At 50.2% G+C, this 19,315-nt stretch carries 11 protein-coding genes; 9 read left to right on the top strand and 2 right to left on the bottom strand.

Translation table 11 applies throughout. The annotated features are described in order from the left end of the window. Window positions 1–151 precede the first annotated feature (151 nt). The 6 genes from GWC95_RS17070 (at window position 152) to GWC95_RS17045 (ending at window position 14,895) form a co-directional block, all read left to right on the top strand. Window positions 152–8,878: an Ig-like domain-containing protein gene (locus GWC95_RS17070; protein ID WP_161819924.1), complete on the top strand. Its 8,727-nt coding sequence runs from the start codon at window positions 152–154 to the stop codon at window positions 8,876–8,878. Window positions 8,879–8,942: 64 nt separating this feature from the next. After that, a complete protein-coding gene (locus GWC95_RS17065) occupies window positions 8,943–9,902 on the top strand; it encodes a PorP/SprF family type IX secretion system membrane protein (RefSeq protein ID WP_237722189.1) in 960 nt (319 codons plus the stop codon). A gap of 15 nt (window positions 9,903–9,917) precedes the next feature. After that, the gene (locus GWC95_RS17060; protein ID WP_161819923.1) at window positions 9,918–12,062 is read left to right on the top strand and encodes an OmpA family protein; all 2,145 of its coding nucleotides are present in this window, start codon (window positions 9,918–9,920) and stop codon (window positions 12,060–12,062) included. Between the two features lie 25 nt (window positions 12,063–12,087). Next, window positions 12,088–12,489 (top strand): hypothetical protein, encoded by a 402-nt coding sequence (locus tag GWC95_RS17055; RefSeq protein WP_161819922.1) that lies wholly within the window; start codon window positions 12,088–12,090, stop codon window positions 12,487–12,489. A gap of 252 nt (window positions 12,490–12,741) precedes the next feature. Further along, window positions 12,742–14,265, top strand: coding sequence for a DUF2271 domain-containing protein (locus GWC95_RS17050; RefSeq protein WP_161819921.1), 1,524 nt, complete (start codon window positions 12,742–12,744; stop codon window positions 14,263–14,265). Further along, window positions 14,266–14,895, top strand: a complete 630-nt coding sequence (locus GWC95_RS17045) for a PepSY-associated TM helix domain-containing protein (RefSeq protein ID WP_161819920.1) — start codon at window positions 14,266–14,268, stop codon at window positions 14,893–14,895. Window positions 14,896–14,950: 55 nt separating this feature from the next. On the opposite strand, the gene GWC95_RS17040 is transcribed toward GWC95_RS17045, so the two are convergent. Beyond that, window positions 14,951–15,670 carry a DUF4197 domain-containing protein gene (locus tag GWC95_RS17040; protein WP_161819919.1) on the bottom strand — a complete coding sequence of 240 codons (720 nt, stop codon included), beginning with the start codon at window positions 15,668–15,670 and terminating at the stop codon, window positions 14,951–14,953. 164 nt (window positions 15,671–15,834) lie between these two features. Between GWC95_RS17040 and GWC95_RS17035 the strand changes: the two genes are divergently transcribed. Beyond that, window positions 15,835–16,659 (top strand): NAD(P)H-hydrate dehydratase, encoded by an 825-nt coding sequence (locus GWC95_RS17035; RefSeq protein ID WP_161819918.1) that lies wholly within the window; start codon window positions 15,835–15,837, stop codon window positions 16,657–16,659. Between the two features lie 31 nt (window positions 16,660–16,690). Here the strand turns inward: GWC95_RS17035 and GWC95_RS17030 are convergent, their stop codons facing one another. After that, entirely contained in the window at window positions 16,691–17,245 is a 555-nt protein-coding gene (locus tag GWC95_RS17030; protein WP_161819917.1) for a DUF1543 domain-containing protein, read from the bottom strand. A gap of 54 nt (window positions 17,246–17,299) precedes the next feature. Between GWC95_RS17030 and GWC95_RS17025 the strand changes: the two genes are divergently transcribed. Both GWC95_RS17025 and GWC95_RS17020 read left to right on the top strand, forming a co-directional pair. Continuing rightward, complete coding sequence (locus GWC95_RS17025; RefSeq protein ID WP_161819916.1) at window positions 17,300–18,388, top strand: alpha/beta fold hydrolase; 1,089 nt, start codon at window positions 17,300–17,302, stop codon at window positions 18,386–18,388. A gap of 6 nt (window positions 18,389–18,394) precedes the next feature. After that, complete coding sequence (locus tag GWC95_RS17020) at window positions 18,395–19,285, top strand: serine hydrolase (RefSeq protein WP_161819915.1); 891 nt, start codon at window positions 18,395–18,397, stop codon at window positions 19,283–19,285. The last annotated feature ends 30 nt before the right edge of the window (window positions 19,286–19,315 follow it).

Genomic DNA, 19,315 nt, shown 5'->3' with positions numbered 1-19,315 from the left:
CAAACAGAAATATGCAAAGCAAAACAGAAGGTCTGCAAGGACCCCTGTTTTGCTTGTTGATACCATTCGTTGAATGATAGACCCAGGATCGCCACAAACGATCCTGGTTTATATCTGTGAAATTGATTTTGAATAATTAACTGAAGCAATCATGATGCTTAAAAAAACTGCTTTACTTGTCTGCGCATTCCTGTGTGTATTTCTTTCGCAAAGCAAGTCGTTTGGCCAGACCACCACTTTCAAATCAGGTACCGCGATCATTGATATGGGATCGGCATCGCCGACGGTGAAGAATTCTCTCAAGCCTTATGGATTGATTTATGCCTTGCTTAAAAACAACCACGTGCCGGTTAGCTACGTGGTAAATTCCGCGAAACTAAAAGGCGGGGCCGATTTTGTTTACAACGGGAAAGGATACAAAGGCGGTACCTTCATTGTTTCAGGAGAATTCATCAATGCTGATGTGCAGGCGGTGCTTACCAACTGGGCCAACCAGGGTGTAGTGATCGATTATACGAACAGCCCGATCACCGTGGATGTAACGTTCAAGATCAATTTTCTTCCGAAATGGGTAATGGATAAGACGAACGGAAGCATCGGTGTTTCCTTTCTGAATGCGGCAGGAATACCCGCATCTGCTTACAGTTTCAAACAGCCTGCCGATCTCGGCACTTGCGACGATATCTTTGTATTGCCACACGCCGACCCCACCTGGGCCGACCATGGCAACCTGCTTACCTGGAACACTACCAACAAGGGAGCAATATGGGCGGGCTGTCATGCCGTTAGTGAACTGGAAAACCTGTGGAACGGAAGCAATCCGGCCACCAAAATGAATTTCCTGTCTACGAACGGGCTTGTTCCTTTCACCGACCACAACCCGACCTCAACACCTTTCAGTAATTTTTTACCGGGAGATCCGGTAGGACAATACATCGGCAAAACAGACAACGCCCAGTTATCGGGTTCTGAAACGGTTTATCTACCTAAATTAGGAAGTGCGTGGAGAGCCGGCGCGAAGATCCTCACCACCAGTCCTTCGCAATCCGACCTTCCATCACTCGATGCGGGCGCGAAAGCAGTAGAAAATATTTATGGACGTGCCTTTGATGTGTCGACAAATGGATATGTGGCATACCAGGCATCGCACAACATTGCGGGCTCCAATGCAGACCAGGTTGCGGCGCAGCGGATGTTTTTCAACTTTAGTTTTTTTGCGATGAACGACAAGATTCCGCCGATCATCAACTTAAGTCTTGGCGCAGGATCCACCCAATTAAAATCAACGCCAACAACAGGCGAAACATCGGCACCCATTGTTGCCACCAATCTCGGTGGTGCAACCGTTACAGAATATGCATGGTCTGTATCGCCAGCCAATGCCGGCACGTTGAATACACCCACCGCAAATACAACAACGTTTACGGCTGCACCGAACATCAGCGTGATCACAACAGTGATCGTTACCTGCGTGGTGAAAGAGGCCTGCGGACGTGTAAGTTTCGATTCAAAAACGATCACCATTATCCCCGACGTAGGTTACCCTGCGCCGGCAACCATCAATAAATCGATCCCCGAATCATGCCAGGGCGGAAGCATCACCTTCAATATTTTTGACGACAACGTTAATGCGAATGGTGGTGTAAGAACAATGACCTCTTTCTCAGGAATACCCAACGGAACAGTAAGCAGTTCATCAGACGGAAAGATTACCTTTACTGCCAATGCAGGATTCAAGGGAACAACATCCGGCACCTATAAAATAAGCAACGACGGCGGCGCAACCGAGAGCGCATCGGGAACGATCAATATTACCGTGGGCGATGATACGCAGGTTCCCAAGCTCACAGATGATGCCGGAACGGCCCTTGTGAATACACTCAAGGTATTTGAAGTGCTTCCCAACGACAAAAGCACGCAATCAGCAACGGATGCAGACCTGCTTTATATACGCAGTGCAAGAACGGTCACATCGAAAGGGTATGCTTATGTGAACCCGGGATCAAGAACCATTTCTTATGTATCGAAGAATGCGCAGACGGGCGTGGAGCAGATCGAATACCAGGCCTGCAATACTGCAGGGTATTGCGCAACCGGAACGTTGAGTGTAACGCTTGTAGACAATTGCGGAACGGGTTTGTACCAAACAATAGAGACGCTGACACCGCTTACACAGGTGTTTACTCCGAGCGCAGACACCTATCTCAATGGAACCAACGTTACTACACAAACCACCCCTAACGGCAGCTCCACTTCATTGAGCGTAAAAGGTTTCCCGGCGATGAGGTCGTTGATCACGTTTGGCGGGTTGGCCACTGCATTTTCAACAACCGCAGTGATCAAACAGGCGGTGCTGACACTTACCACCTCTGCAACCTACACACATCCAGCCTTAAGCTCTTCGGCAAGCAGTACTTTTCCGTTCCAGGCATCGGCATTGCTCAAATCATACAATGCGGCCACAACCACTTATGATGTATCATCGGGTTGGGCTACGGCAGGTGCGGGTACTGCAGGAACAGACTACAGCACTACGGGGCAGGCGGATTTTCCGTTTACTTCTGGTGTTGTATTAAATGCAGGAAGTGAAGTCGGCGCCTATGTCACATCCATCGTGCAAAGCTGGGTGAGCAGCCCGGTGAGCAACTATGGGTTCCGACTCGGTTTGATAGGTTCAAAAACACAAACTTATTCTTTCTACAGTAGCGAGGGAACCACCCCGCCAAAGCTTACCGTAAGCTATTACCCATGTTCGCCCACACCAACCAGCTATATACCAATTGTATATCCTGATGCTGCGGCAACCAGTTCAGCACTTACGGTTACCGTGAGCCCGTTAACGAACGATGAAAACTATTACGGCAACAACCAGCTGATCACATTGATCAATGGAAGTGCAGCAGCTACAGTTAACACATTTAGTGGTACTGCTTCCATTACTGGCGGCGGCACGACTATATTATATACTCCAAGTGGTGGATTTGTTGGTGTGGATACGCTGAACTATACCGTTACCGACCAGGTAAACGGAACAAGCAACACAGCAAGCATCCGCATTACCGTAACAAGATCTGCACCAACACTGGTAAACGACGTTGCCACAGTTAATTCAGGAACGCTTACTTCGATCAACGTAGGCGCGAATGATGTGGGTTATGGCGGATTGGGCGCACCAATCATCGTAACACAACCCTCAAACGGCATCGCGGTGGTGAATGGCAACAATGTTGACTATACACCAACTTCAGGCTTCTCCGGAACGGACCAGTTCACCTACAGGCGCGTTGGCATTGCTGCTGATGCATGTTCCGCAGCATTGAGCAGCACGGCCACCGTAACCATTACGGTAAACAACCAGCCGCCTGTGGCAGGGCCTGGCACCATAAATACATTTGCTTGTATAACCTCATCTCTCAAGGTACTTGACATCGCTTCAGATCCGGAAGGCGGGGCATTGTCTGCGGTGATCGTTTCGGCGCCGGGCCACGGAACCGTGGTTGCAAAAGCCGATGGTACGTTGGTGTACACACCGGGCGCATCTTATTCTGGTGTTGATGCATTTACTTACCACGTGGTTGACCCATTGGGTGTAACGAGCGGAACGGCCACCGTATCCATCACCGTAAGCGGTGCGTCCAATCCCAACATCGCGCCGATCGCTTCTGCCGATGCGGATGTTACGCTGATGAACCATCCGGTATACACCAACGTGATCAGCAATGATACAGATCCGAACAGCGATCCGCTCACGGTGAGCATTACTGCACTCGGGCTCACAGCGCCGGCAAGCGGAACGATCACGCTGATGCCGAACAAACTCATCAAGTATACACCGGCAACAAATTTTGTTGGAACCGATACTTACCAATACCAGATCACAGATTCGCATGTTGACGGACAGGTAGGATGTGGTGTGAGTGCATCATTGAGTTCAATCACAACCGTAACCATCACGGTGAAAGGAATTCCAACCACTTTATCAGGAACCGTATGGAACGATGCCGACCAGAGCGCCGCGAATTCGTTTGTGAACATCAAAACAAATACGGAAACGGGTACGAGCGGTAATGGCGGCGTGTACGTGTATGTGGTGGATGGCAACAGCATCGTTATTGACAAAACACCGGTTGACATAGACGGCACCTATTTATTATCGAATGTGCCTTCGGGAACAGCCAACCTGAAACTTTTATTAAGCAGTGAGGATGTATTGATTGGAGCAGCGCTCCCGGCAGGATCTGTGCCCAACGGGTACAACAACAGTACACCACTCTCCCGTGCGTTGCCAACAACAACGCTGGCAGACATGGGCCCTTACGATTGGGGAATCTTCACTAACCCAACTTTAACACCCGGAACGATCATTGCGCCTGCAACTGTCTGCAGTGCATCCGCAGTGCCCGGCACACTCAGCTCCACCGCCAATGCAACAGGAGGAAGCATCACCGCAACAGGATATGTATACCAATGGCAGTCGTCGCTCAACAATACCGATTTCGGAAACATTGCCGGCGCCACCACATCGAGCTACACACCATCGGGTGCATTGACCACAACTACCTACTTCAGGCGCAAAGTTTCTACCAACCTCAATGCGGCTGTATACAGCAACGTGGTTACGATCACTTATACAACATCACCAACCATCGTAACAGCACCTGCAACTGCCACCATCGCCGCGGGCGGAAACATCGGGTTAACGGCAAGCGGTGCAGACACTTACGTATGGACGCCAGCCACGGGCCTCTCGGGAACCACAACCGCGTCTGTTACGGCAACACCATTGTCTACCACGCGGTATACGGTTACCGGAACCATTACCCCATCCGGCTGTACCGCTTCGGCAAGCATTACCGTTACGGTGGTCAATGCAGGAACGATCGGCTCCGATCAGAACAACTGCGGTCCGTTTACACCGGCTACGCTTAGCTCACTGGCAGATGCGAGCGGTGCAACGGGCATTACCTATACATGGGAGGCATCGGTAACATCGGCATCCACAGGTTTCTCAACCATCGCCGGTGCAACGGCGGCTACCTATGTGCCGGCTGGTGCAATCACTACGACTACTTATTACAGGCGGGTGGCAACAGCGGGCGGTCAATCAGTCCGCAGCAACGTGGTCACTGCAACAGTGAAGCCATTGCCATCAGTGAATGTATCACCAACAGCCGTTACGGTGGCAGCGGGTGCCTCAACAACCCTGGCGGCGAGCGGCGCCGATACCTACGATTGGGCGCCGGCCACCTATTTATCAGCAACCAACACTGCAAGTGTAATTGCCACACCCACAGCGGTAGGTGCAACCGTATATACCGTAACAGGAAGGATCACCGCAACAGGATGTACCGCAATGGCAACGGTTGTAATGACCGCTGTTCCGGCAGGAGCATTGATACCAGGAACCATAGGCAGCCCGCAAACGATCTGCGCATCAACGGCGCCTGTCGCATTTACATCAACAGCCGCAACAGGCGGAACCGGAACGATCAATTACCAATGGCAGCGAAGCCTCGACAATGTAACGTTCTCAAACATTCCTGCAGCAACCTCCGCAAACTATGGTGCGGGCACGTTAACACAAACCTATTATTACAGGAGAGCGGCAAGCACATCATCAGATGCGGCGGTATATACACCTTCGGTGAAGGTGACCGTTCTGCAGAAACCGGTTATCGTGGGTGGCATCAACGGTGTGTGCGCCATGCCGAGGGATACGGTTAAAACTTTCTCCGTAACACCGGCAGCATTGGCCACCACGTATGTGTGGACCGTTCCTGCAACCGGCGGATGGAGCGGGTCATCTTCAACCAATACCATCAACGTGAAAGCGGGCAATACCAATGGCGTGATCACGGTAACACCATACAACCAGGGTTGTGCAGGCTCGCAGGTTACTTACAACATCGCGATCATCGATTACGCACAGGTTACCATTACAGGTACACCGGTTACAGCATCGGGCACCAGCAACGATCCGATCAATGTCAAAATACAATTGTACGACGTACTTGGAAACATCATTGGCTGCAGCGGCGGGCCGGCAACACTCTGCTCCAGCGGGGGTACGTTTACCAAAGTAACCGACAACGGCGACGGAACCTATACATCGCAACTGATCTCAACAGCAGACAATGTAACGATCTGTGGATCCGTCGCAGGGGTAGCTATTTCAAAAACAACAACGGTTACGTTCACGGGCCCGCAGGGCGGTATCAGGAGCAACGGGCCGATCTTCGATTTCGAAACACCAAGGATCACGTTCACCGCAACAGAAGGACGCGCACCTTTCACCGTGATCTATCATTCAGATAAATCACCCGCAGGTAAAAACGATACACTCAGGAACGTTACCAGCGGAACAGCCTATGATGTTGCAAAAATTCCTGCAACCACCTTGTATACGCTTGTGAAAGTGACCGATGCAAACGGTGAGACCAGGGACCGGAATTTTATCCGCGATACCACAACAACACGTGTTGTAATTCCGAAAGTGATTATTACACTGAAAGCGGATCCGGCCAGGAAAGAAGTAGACAGTACATGGGCAACACGCATCGTGGTGCACACGAAGAACATAGGCGATCTTGATCTCGCCAATTCACAGGCAAGACTGAACCTGAAGGATGTGTTCCCGAACCCCGTAACTTATGTGCTGGACAGTGTGAAAGTATCAGGCACAACCGTTGTACAGAACATGAACTACGATGGGGTGAACAATTCAGATCTTTTTGCAAAACTTACAAAGAAGAAAACATACAATGCAGCAGGCTTAGACATGACAGGCATGGCACCTGATGGAACAAGAGAAGAATTGTGGAACAACGATGAAGACGAAACCGTGGTGCGCGTGGGCGACGATGGGCACAGCATCTATATGTTCGGCCCGCAGTCAAACCTTCCTGTAGGAATGGATGCCACCATCATCCTCTGGCTGCATGTAAAACCAAACGGGTATACAGAACCATTTGTGATGCAGGCGGTGGCACTGGGTACAGGGCATACACAGGATGCCACATCGTTGACAACAAGTCTTTCAAATGATAATGATAAAGTAGAGGAACATCCGGAGGTGACGAAGAAAGGCGATCCGTTGCCGGCCGTCATCAATCTCTTCCCTACGGCATCAATCGGCGTTGCGCTGAATGCGGGAACGCCGGTTGAACAGGGCAACGGCACTTACAATGTATTGCTCTCTTACAAACTCAGGAACTACGGGAACGTGAACCTCAGGGACGTGAAACTGCAGGAGAACCTGCTGCGATCCATCCTCACCCCATCAACATTCAATGTTGTAGGCGGAACGCTCACCGCAACGGGCGGACTCAACACCAACAATGCATTTGATGCAAAGGCGGATACAAACATGCTTACCGGAACCAACCTGCTTGGATTCAAACAGGAAGCAACCGTTAGCTATGTCATCAACATCACACCCAACCAGCTGCAATCCGTTTACAGGCTGCAGGCATTGGCATCGGGTTATGCGGACGATCTGCTGACAACAGTAACCGACCTTTCTACAGATGGAACAAACCCGGATCCGGATGACAACAATGTTCCAAGTGAGAAAGTGATCACAACCATTATTATCAACACACCGGTGCCACCGTTGAAACCGGGCGACATCGGTATCAAAACAGGATCAACCACCGTACTGGCGAACGGTTATTGCGGAAGCGCCGACAACGTGGAGATCATACCAACCAGTGTGAATACAGGTGGATTGGATGCGTATCTCTACCAATGGCAAAGTTCACCGGATAACATAACGTTCAAAGACATCATTGGCGCGGAAGCGGCAACGTATACAACGGGATCGGTAAAAACAAGTTACTATTTACGCAGGGCAACCATTTCAGGAAGCCAGGTTAAATACAGCAACTCTGTTTACATACAGATCTACACAGTGCCAGCCACACCGGTGATCACGGGAACAGGTACGATGGTGATCGGTAAAGGCAACATCACGTTGACGGCTACACAGGCAACAGGCTATGTATGGTCAACCGGCGCCACCACACGAAGCATTGTTGTAGGCGACCCGGGCAACTACACCGTAACGGTAAGCGATGCAAACGGATGTACCGCAACTGCAACCGCATACGCCATTACATCGCTCGAGCCGGGCAAAGCGGCAGACATACAGAAGATACTTTCATCGGCGCCTGTATTGCAGCAGGATGGAAGCTTCCTCGTATCGTTCAACCTCGTTGCCACCAACCTGCGCGGCGAATTACTGGACAGCGTAAAGATCACGGACGATCTTACCAAAGTGTTCCCGATACAATCTACATGGAGCCTGGCAGACATCAAAGCAAGCGGTGGGTTGATCGCCAATCCATCCTACGATGGAAAAACAAACATCAACCTGCTGAGTGATGTAAGCAAACTGCCGGCGTTCAAAAAAGATTCGCTCCAGTTTACGCTGAAAGTGTTCCCGAACGGTTTTGCAGGAACATTGAACAACGTAGCGGTACTCACGGCCAACTCGCCTTTGGGCAAAGTATCGGTATCATCCAATGATCCGCTTACAAATTCAGACCCTACGGTGCGGGCCCCAACCAAGTTTGTGATACCGGTGGTAGACATATTCATACCCACAGGTTTCTCACCAAACAACGATGGGTACAACGACTATTTCGTGATCACAAGGCCATTCAACACCACGATCAAAATGGAGATCTACAACAGGTGGAGCAACCTTGTGTACAAGTCGCTCGACTATAAAAACGAGTGGAACGGAAAAGGAAACCAGGCCAACCGGGTATTGGGAGAGGACCTGCCGGATGGTACCTATTATTACGAGATCCTTGCGGTAAACAATACGAACGGTACGGTGCGCAAGTTTGCAGGGTACATAACATTGAAACGATAATCCCGTTTTTAACTTTTGGAAAGTGTTTGCTTTCCAAAAGTTTCAGCGCGTTTGCAAAAAGGTAATGAAAAAGAAAAGTAATCACATGCGTGTATTGATGATGAAAGTCAGATGGGGCCTGGTGGTTTTAATAATAATGCTTTCGCTCTCGGGTAAAGCGCAGCAACATCCAATGTATACCCAATATATGTTCAACATGATGAACATCAATCCCGCCTACGCCGGCAGCAGGGGTGTGCCCACTGCTACCGCATTGTACAGGGACCAGTGGGTGGGCATTGCTGGTGCGCCTAAAACGGCATCCATCAGCGTAGACATGCCGCTGAACGCAAAAAAGATCGGCCTTGGTTTCCAGATGTACGATGACAAACTGGGTATCGAACGCACCACGGGATTCAATGCTTCTTACGCTTTCAGGATACAGATGACGGAATCCGGAACATTGAGCCTTGGCCTGCAGGCAGGATTGTTGAACTACCGCGCCAACTATACCGAAGCCGTTACTTTTCAGCCGAACGATCCAAGGTTCCAGCAGAACATCAGCGGACTGTTGCCCGCTGCCGCAGCAGGTATCTACTACAACTCGGACCGATTTTACATAGGGCTGTCAACACCCGCATTGCTCAAATCAAAGATCTCGTACGATAATTCGACATCGGTAGAAGGCGTAACCGGGAAAGATCTTCACCTGTACCTCGCCACCGGTTTTGTAATGAACCTCAACCGGGATCTTGTTCTCAAGCCATCCATCCTCGTAAAAGCGGGGAGCGGTGCGCCAATCGAATACGATTTCAATGGCAACCTGTGGATACAGAACACCATCGCCTTCGGATTCTCCTACAGAACAGGCGATGCCTATGTTGGGATGGCAGAACTGCAGTTGAGTAAACAGTTGCGTGTAGGATATGCATACGATAAAACATTCAACGCCCTGGGCAACTACAACAGCGGAACCCACGAGTTAATGCTTCGTATGGAATTTGGATCCGGCAACGGAAAAGTTGCATCACCCAGGTACTTCTGATTTTAATTACGTGTAATGAAAAAGATTATTTTATATATACTCGTTCTGACCGCAGCCGCCCACGCAGCGGCCCTTGCGCAATCAGGACGTTCGGCAAGAGCGGAAGTATATTTCCGCAATGGTGAAAAGGAGTTCAACGACCAACGGTACACTTTCGCCATCCCCTTTCTCAAAACGAGCCTTGAACACCCGGGCAAAAACGATTCAATTGCCGGCATGCACCTCGCCGAGGCATATTGGTACGTGAAGAATTACGATTCTGCCCTGGCATACTACAGGTTGTTCGAAAAGAAACATGGCGCAAACAGCGTGTCAAGACAACGCATTGCCGAGCTATCGGCCAACCTGAAAAATTACAGCGAGGCCGCTTCCATCTACAAAAAACTGGCAGCCGAGGGGGCCAATAAAACCAACGGTATCCTGCAGGAGCGGTTGAAAGGTTTTGCTGACACCAAACCTTTCTACAAAGACTCACTCGATTTTACCATCCGCCTTTTACATCTCAACACACAGCAACAGGATTTTAGTCCGCAGTACTACGGCGCAGGCATGGTGTTTGTTTCAAACCGGTACACAAGAAAATCGGGCGAGAAGGAGTTTGGATGGGATGGATTGCCCTTTGCCAACATTTACTGGGTAAAAGATACAGCAGACATTTATACAAGCGACACCGTTCCCGGCCGTTCATCGCGCACACATGATGTGAACAGGATCAAGGCAACAGACGATTATACGGCGCAAACCAGCAACGACAACGATATCATTGTTGTTGCCAATGCCCGGGGCGCGTACAATGGCACGGTTCACAAGCTCGCGAGGTTCAGTGATGAATTGAGTGCGAAATACAATTATGGCCCGTTGTGTTTTAACAAGGCGGGAAACAAAGTCTATTTCACACGCAACAACCTGAGCCCGAACAACGGCCGTTACAACCTGGAGATCTGCTCCGCAACATTGGAAAAAGGCAACTGGGGCAATATCAGGATAATGCCGTTTGTAGAACAGGAGTACGATTTTTATCACCCTGCCTTGAGCAATGATGAAGCGCGTTTGTATTTCTGCAGCAACAAACCCGGTGGCCAGGGTGGCAGCGATATTTACTATGTGAACCTCGATGCCGAAGACACCAAAAGCGCCTACTCATTGGGCAGCCGCATCAATACACCGGGCAACGAATTGTTCCCGACCATCAATGGAGATACGCTGTACTATAGTACGGATGGTTTTGCGGGATTGGGCGGACTGGATATATACAAAACCTACGCGGTACGCGGCGTATGGAAAGCACCCGTGAATGCCGGGTACCCATTGAATTCAAGCTACGACGATTTTGGTTTGACCTTTAACGGCACCAAAACAAAAGGGTTCTTCAGCAGCAACCGCTTGGGAACAGATGATATTTACGTATTTGAGAACAGGCCCTTCCGCGTACAGATCGAAGGCACCGTGCTGAGCAGGCTCACCATGCGCAGGCTTGATGTTGCAACGGTTTTGCTACGCGATGAAGAAACAAGAACGGTGATCGATTCTTTTGTAACAACCATTACGGGTAATTTTTCCTTTGCCGTTAAACCATTGCACCCATACACATTGCTCGCCAGCAGGAACGGTTACATCGATGATTCATTGCAGGTACCGAACACGGGCGCCGAAAGAAAACTTGAAATCCAACCCATACTCTTAACACCGGTTGTGGCACCACAGCCACAGCCGCCGGTGCTCGACAAAGACGGTGATGGTGTTCAGGACAGCAAAGACAAATGTCCGGATGTAAAAGGAGCCAAAGAGAACAACGGTTGCCCGGATATACAGGCGGAAATAGATAAACTGGCCAAGATGGTATTCTTCAAAACCGCGAGCGCGGAATTGTCGCCGGCATCATTGAAGCCATTGAATGAAGTTTGTGCATACCTGGCCAAATATCCAAACCTCACCTTGTATATCGAAGGGCATACAGACAGCAGGGCACCGGCTCCATACAACCTGGATCTTTCAAAACGCAGGGCAAGATCGGTTAGGGATTATTTCATCCGGAAAGGATTTGCCGCAAACAGGTTCACATCCGAAGGGTTTGGTTTAACCAGGCCGATAGCCGACAACAACACAGAAGAAGGACGGGCCATGAACAGGCGCGTGGCCATCAAAGCAAATTTCCATTGATAAGAATTTTGTAAAACAGTATTATATGAAAAGAGTAAAATACATGGTTTGTTTCTTTGCCGCCGCAGCACTCATTACAGCAGCTGCCGGAAAGGGAACAATAGTGAACAATGCTGAAACAACAACAACCCAACCCGTGCCGCCCGCCGAATTGCACCTTGGCCGCTACGAATTGTTTTCGGGGATCCCATCGATGTACATCGGCCACTTTATTCTGCTGGCAGACGGCAAATACAAAGTGGCATTCGATACAGACGAGAACAACTATGATGTATCCGGCCGTTATACCTACAACAAACAAACCGGCACCATCGAGTGGATCAGCGGCATGTTCAAAAACAACAATTGGGGCGGCAAATTAACAAAGACCGCAAAAGGGTTCCATATCCAGTTCAACAAGGCAACCTACGGCGAAAGCAATAAGTAAGGTGTTTATACTGATGAGAGAAAAGCCGGGCGATGAGCCTGGCTTTTTTTGTGAATGATGAACAGCGGGTTGACTACCTGTTGTGCCCCCGATGATACAAAAATGGATCCTGGAAATACACCATTCACCAATTACCCATCTTGATTCCCCGATTTTTCCTGATTTGATAACTCCCGCGCAGCTCCCAAAGCTAAATTGCAACACATGTCTGCACGAACGCATGTATTTATTCATCATACAAAATAGGTATAAATGAAGCTGTCACTTAGGTTATTTGTGGTTACACTGATATCGGTTCCCATGGCTTTTGCCGGTGGAAAACCTTCCCTGGCCGCCGCCCCGAAACTGTTTGTTTCGCATTTCGAAAACGTGTTGGGAACTTCTTTGGAGATAAAAGTAAAATCGGCCTCGGAAAAGCAGGCCGGCGTGGCGGAAGCTGCTGCGTTGAAAGAGATTGAACGCGTGGGTAAGATCCTGAGTGCATACGACGCAAACAGCGAATTCAGCAAATGGCTCAACACATTCGGCGAAAGCAGGAAAGTATCACCCGAACTGTTTGAGGTGCTGAGCCTGTTTGACCAGTGGCGGGAGCGCAGCAACGGCGCGCTTGATGCTTCTGCGCAGGTAGTAAGCAAAGTATGGAAAGACGCAGCTGCAAAACAAAAACTTCCTACCCAGGCAGAGCTGGACAATGCAGTGGCCGAAGTAAAACAGACACACTGGAAACTGGATGCCCGGGCACAAACGGCTACCCACCTTAGTAAATCACCGCTGGTGCTGAATTCGTTCGCGAAGAGCTACATCATCAAACGCGCTGCCGATGCGGCCATGGCGGTGGGCGATGTAAATGCGGTGGTGGTGAACATTGGTGGCGACATCGTGATCGCCGGCAACCTCGCAGAAACCGTACAGGTGAGCGATCCGAAAGCGGATGCAGAGAACGATGCGCCCATTGACAGGTTGAACGTAAGCAACAAGGCAGTGGCAACAAGCGGCAACTACCGGCGCGGACAAGAAGTGAGTGGCCAATGGTACTCACACATCATCGACCCGCGCACGGGCCAACCCGCGGGTGAAGTGATCAGCGCAACAGTGGTATCGCCTAATGCCACCGATGCAGGCGCACTGGCAACTGCCATGAACGTATTAACACCCGGAGAAAGTGCGGCGCTGGCGGCAACCATACCGGGAACAGAATATATGCTCATTACCAAAGAAGGCAGACGCATAGAAAGCAAGGGCTGGAGAGCGTTGGAGATCCCGTTGGCGAACAAAGAGCAAACGGCTAAGGCCAGCACAACGGCGGCAGACCCATGGAACGATTTTGAACTCGTTGTCAATTTTGAAGTGGCGCAGTTGCAAGGCTTTACCCGCCGGCCATACGTAGTGGTTTGGGTGGAAGACAGGGATAAAAACCCGGTACGCACCATCTCACTCTGGTACCAGAAAGACCGTTGGCTCCGCGACCTGCGTTTGTGGTGGAGCAACAACAGCGCGCAGTTTGGCGGCGAGGCCAACAAAGCAAACGTGAGCTCTGTATCCAGCGCAACACGCGCCCCGGGAAAATACTCGGTGAAATGGGATGGCAAAGACGACAAGGGTAATTTTGTAAAACCCGGAAAATATACCATCTACATAGAAGCGGCACGCGAGCACGGAACCTACCAGATCATCAGCCAGGAATTCAGTTTTACAGGTGTGCCAAAACAAATGAACTTAACGGGAAACATCGAGATCCCTTCTGCATCACTCGACTACAGGAAAAAGAATCAATAGATGAGTGAACAGAGCATTGCACCGCAAAAAAAGCCAAAGAAAGCCAAGAAGAAAGTAGCGAAAGTATCGCGCTGGCTGCATATTTATTTGTCGATGGTGAGTTTCGCCGTTGTACTGTTCTTCTCCGTTACCGGGCTCACGCTGAACCATGCAGATTTTTTTGCAGGGAAAACCGTATCGTCCAAAGACACGGGAACATTAGCGCCAGCCTGGGTAAACGTGCAGGATACCAATAAGATTGCCAAACTCAACATTGCAGAATTCTTCCGCAACAAACACAAGGTGAAGGGGGCGGTAAGCGATTTCAGGATCGATGATGCACAGGTAAGCATCTCTTACCGCGGCCCGGGCTACGAGGGCGATGCGTATATAGACCGGCAAACCGGCGCGTACGAACTCTCGCAAACCCGCGGCAGCTTCGTTGCATTCATGAACGATCTTCACAAAGGGCGCGATACCGGTACCGCATGGTCCTGGGTAATTGATGTGTCGGCTGTGTTCCTCGTGCTTATTTCTTTGAGTGGATTGATCCTGCTTCTCTTCATCAAAAAGAAAAGAATGAGCGGGTTGATATTGCTCGTGATCGGGTTGGTATTGATCTGGCTGATCTACAAATTATGGGGGCAATAGATTTGAGAATCGTGTATCCCTGTTGGTACACGATTCTCAAATAAGTCTTTTTATTTTACCGGGTCGTGGTCCCGCTCGTGTTCCAATCGCGCCCAAACACCCGCTGCAAAGAACTTGTTGTTCTCGCCGAAGCGTTTGTTCTGATATTGATTTCCTGCTGTTCTATTTTTTTGAACATCTCATTCGTCAGCATTACTGCAAGAATGTGATCGAGATCGAGGTTGAGTGAGGCCTTGCTGCCCAGTAGGAGTTTGGCAGGCCCCACCAGTTTATCCCATTGTGGAATGATGTTGTATTCGTTGAGTGCGGTGCGCATTACCGGCGTAACTGCATTGCGGAGGCTGTCGCCGATCTTGTTGCGCAGGTAATCTGTTGCCGCGGTGCCACCGTTCTTTACAATGGTGATCGCATCGCGTATCGACATCCGGCGGATGCCGTCTACAAATATGGGCGCAGACTTCAGCGTGGCATTTACGGCCGCATCGTCGAGCGTATTGGCAAAGCGGTTGAATTCGGTGGCGAGCCCGAGCTTGTCGAGCGTGTTGATCACCTGCTGCGCGCCCTGTGGCAATACCGCGGCCAGCAATACTTCGCGGCTGAAAGAATTTTTCTGTCCAAGGCTATTCGCACCCAGGTTGGCACCGATGGTAAGGGCATCTTTAATGGCCATGGCCGCATCGGCCTCCGAAAGATAGTTGCTCAACGATTGCAGGGAGCTACAGCCGCTCAATCCCATGGAAATAGCGGCAAACAAGGGGAAGAGTAGTTTTTTCATAAATAAGATACTGCATTTTTTGTGCCACCGATCGGGCCGGGGTGGTAACAAGAGAACCACCGGCTCTTCAAATAGCCGGCGCACCAGCCAATGGGCTTGAATATGAACGAAAATGGCATATTTTCATATCCGGCTTTAAACGAATACAGCAACGGCCCGGCGCAATGAAAATAACCAGGGAAACCATAGTACCACTGCTCAAACCCCGCGATACACATGCGCACAAAGGAATGTATGGCCATGCGCTGCTGGTTGCCGGGAGCCATGGAAAAATCGGCGCCGCCGTATTGGCGGCAAAAGCATGTTTGCGGGGTGGGGTCGGGTTGCTGACCGTGCACCTGCCGGCTTGTGGGTATACCGTTATGCAAACCTCCGCCCCGGAAGCGATGGTTTTGGTGGATGGCAACGCGGAGGTCTTCAGCTCATACATCGACACAGCAAAATATACAGCGATTGGGGTTGGGCCGGGATTGGGAACCGATCCGCTTACACAGAAAGCGCTGCACCATCTCCTGCAGCAAAACCAACACCCGGTGGTGCTGGATGCAGATGCGTTGAACATACTCAGCCTTAACAAAGAATGGCTGGATGATGTTCCGGAAAATTCGATCCTCACGCCACATCCGAAAGAGTTTGAGAGATTAAGCGGACAGTCGGGAATAGAGGCACAGGTTGCGTTCTCCAAAAAATACAAAGTATTTGTAGTGGGTAAAGGCGCCGGCACCTGCATCAGCACACCCTCCGGCGAAACGTACATCAACACTACCGGTAACCCCGGGATGGCCACCGGCGGAAGCGGCGACGTGCTTACCGGTTTACTCACCGCTCTGCTCGCGCAGGGATATGGGCCATTGCATACCTGTATGGCCGGGGTATTTGCGCACGGCCTTGCCGGAGACCTGGCGAAAGAAAGATACGGCGAGGCCGGGCTGGTCGCCGGCGACCTGTGCGAATATGTGGCCTATGCTTTCAAATCGCTCACACAATAATGGCCGGGAGCGATTTCAAAAAAGAAAAGGATCAAACAAGTGAACTGAGCTTTGTATAACCCAATACCCATTCGTCTTTTGCCCCCGAAAAATGCTCTTCGATGCGGATCGAATATTTTTCTTTGATACCCGCATCAAGGATCTCTTCGATTTCGTACAGGTCGTCAACATCTACTCCGTACTTATCATCAATATGCGAATCGGCGCCTTTGAATCCTGTGTGTTTGTAGAACGCGGAGGCTTTGGCCTGTTTGATGGCGCCTGCTTTGTCTTCGGCCACCACCAGCATTTTGTAATGGTATTCTTCAAACTCGTGCTGCTTGTATCCGCCGAGGTTGATGAAGAACAACTGCCATTTTTTTTCGCCTTGTTCTTTCTTCGGCACAAGGCTGATCCTGAACCCGTCCACTTCGGTTACTTCGCGCCAGGCATCGATGTGGATCTTATGCGGCCCCGGCCAGAACGCATGAATGCCGGGGAGAAGGTCTTTCAGCGCTGCGCCCGCACCAAAAAAAACATCGTGTTGCTCGGTATACCTTCCCTGCGGTTTGCAGCCGAGCAGCAGCATAAATAATTTTGTTTCCATATCTGTGTAAGCCGATGTTTTAAATGTGTATTTTGTAAAGCAATTACCGGATCTATGAAAGCTCAAAATACATCTTTACTGCTGCTTCTTTGTGTCCTCTTTTCTCACAACTTGTTTGCACAGGCGAAGTACCCGGCGCCGGTTGAGGGCGACTACTACCCGAAATCTTTTGTGTTCTCCAATAAGAAAACCATCGATTCGTTCAGGATCCATTACACCACCGTCGGCAAACCGCAAATGAACAGCAAAGGAGAAGTGATGAATGCAGTGCTCATCATGCATGGAACAACGGGCAGCGGCAGGAACTTTTTAACGGATCAGTTTGCAGGAAATTTATTCGGTCCCGGCCAGTTGCTCGATGCGGCCAGGTATTACATCATTATTCCCGACGCCGTAGGGCATGGGAGATCGAGCAAGCCGAGCGATGGGTTACACATGCGTTTCCCGGAATACAATTACGACGACATGATCGATGCGAACCATCTGTTGCTCACGCAGCACCTTCACATCAATCACATGCGTTTGATCATGGGAACATCGATGGGCGGTATGCAGACATGGGTATGGGCCTACCGCCATCCCGGGTTTTCGGATGCATTTATGCCGCTGGCGAGCCTGCCCGTTGCCATCGCCGGCCGCAACCGTATACAACGTAAAATGGCAATCGATCTCGTAAAACTCGACCCCGAATGGAAGGGCGGCGAATATCAAAAACAACCCGCATTGGGTATGCGCGGGGCCATCTCTTCGCTGATATTTATGTCGAGCAGCCCGCTGCAAATGCAGAAGTCGGCGCCCACGCGCGAACAGGCAGAAGCCATGTTGGATAACCTCGAAAAAAGATACGCAGCATCGCTCGATGCCAATGATTTTATTTACCAGTTTGATGCATCGCGCGATTACGATCCCTATCCGCACCTGGAAAAAATAACGGCGCCTTTGTTTGCCATCAATTCGGCAGACGACCAGGTAAACCCGCCAGAGCTGGGCATACTGGAGAAAGAGATCAAACGGGTAAAGAAGGGGCGGTATATTTTATTGCCCATAACAGACAAAACCAGCGGGCATGGCACACATTCAAACCCGACCATCTGGGGCGGGTACCTGGCAGAATTACTCAAGATCACAGAACCGGATAAATAACATCGGATGAAATTTATTTTGATTTGCATGGCATCATGGATGGCCACCGTTTCGTTTGCACAACAGAATTCAGCTGCAGGTATGGAGTTACTCAACAACATAAAAGCAACACTTGCGCAGGAGAAAGGAACGTTTGCGATGACCTTCATCGATCTCCAGACAAAACAAATGTTGGTGATCAATGAACACGAAAACTTTCATGCCGCAAGTACAATGAAAACCCCGGTGATGATCGAAGTGTTCAAACAGGTTGCAGCAGGAAAACTATCGCTGCAGCAAATGGTAACGGTGAAGAATGAGTTCAGGAGTATTGTAGACAGCAGTACGTATTCGCTCAACGCATCAGACGACAGCCAGCAGGAACTCTACACAAAAGTGGGCAGGCAGGTGCCATTGTCTGAACTGGTGTACCAGATGATCATACTCAGCAGCAACCTCGCCACCAACCTGGTTATAGAACTGGTGGATGGAAAAAACGTAACCCAAACCATGCGAACGCTGGGCGCGAACGATATGCAGGTATTGCGTGGCGTGGAAGACACCAAAGCCTTTCAGAAGGGATTGAACAATACAACCACGGCATACGACCTCGCCATTGTATTTTCAAAAATGGCCGAGGGAAAGATCGTGAGCCCGCAAGCCTGCGATGAGATGATAAAAATATTGCTGGACCAGCAACACAACACCGTTATTCCCGCCCTGCTTCCCAAAGAGGTAAAAGTGGCCCACAAAACCGGAAGCATTACCGGCGTTCACCACGATTCGGGGATTGTTTTTTTGCCCAACGGGAAAAAATACGTGCTGGTTCTCCTCTCCAAAAACATTGAAAGCGACAAAGCGGCCACCGGGGCAATGGCCAGGGTTTCGAAAATGATTTACGACTTTGCGGTACAATAACGAGGCCCGCATAAACGCAGCCTGCGCCAA

Source organism: Sediminibacterium roseum, from assembly GCF_009939005.1.
Taxonomy (GTDB): Bacteria; Bacteroidota; Bacteroidia; order Chitinophagales; family Chitinophagaceae; genus Sediminibacterium; species Sediminibacterium roseum.
Note: the sequence above shows the minus strand (reverse complement) of the source record. Positions and strands in the feature narration are given on the sequence as shown.

What these genes read in the sequence shown, in the direction of transcription:
- GWC95_RS17070 (WP_161819924.1), top strand. Translation starts at nt 152, where the DNA reads ATGATGCTTAAAAAAACTGCTTTACTTGTCTGCGCATTCCTGTGTGTA.
- GWC95_RS17065 (WP_237722189.1), top strand. Translation starts at nt 8,943, where the DNA reads ATGAAAAAGAAAAGTAATCACATGCGTGTATTGATGATGAAAGTCAGA.
- GWC95_RS17060 (WP_161819923.1), top strand. Translation starts at nt 9,918, where the DNA reads ATGAAAAAGATTATTTTATATATACTCGTTCTGACCGCAGCCGCCCAC.
- GWC95_RS17055 (WP_161819922.1), top strand. Translation starts at nt 12,088, where the DNA reads ATGAAAAGAGTAAAATACATGGTTTGTTTCTTTGCCGCCGCAGCACTC.
- GWC95_RS17050 (WP_161819921.1), top strand. Translation starts at nt 12,742, where the DNA reads ATGAAGCTGTCACTTAGGTTATTTGTGGTTACACTGATATCGGTTCCC.
- GWC95_RS17045 (WP_161819920.1), top strand. Translation starts at nt 14,266, where the DNA reads ATGAGTGAACAGAGCATTGCACCGCAAAAAAAGCCAAAGAAAGCCAAG.
- GWC95_RS17040 (WP_161819919.1), bottom strand. Translation starts at nt 15,670, where the DNA reads ATGAAAAAACTACTCTTCCCCTTGTTTGCCGCTATTTCCATGGGATTG.
- GWC95_RS17035 (WP_161819918.1), top strand. Translation starts at nt 15,835, where the DNA reads ATGAAAATAACCAGGGAAACCATAGTACCACTGCTCAAACCCCGCGAT.
- GWC95_RS17030 (WP_161819917.1), bottom strand. Translation starts at nt 17,245, where the DNA reads ATGGAAACAAAATTATTTATGCTGCTGCTCGGCTGCAAACCGCAGGGA.
- GWC95_RS17025 (WP_161819916.1), top strand. Translation starts at nt 17,300, where the DNA reads ATGAAAGCTCAAAATACATCTTTACTGCTGCTTCTTTGTGTCCTCTTT.
- GWC95_RS17020 (WP_161819915.1), top strand. Translation starts at nt 18,395, where the DNA reads ATGAAATTTATTTTGATTTGCATGGCATCATGGATGGCCACCGTTTCG.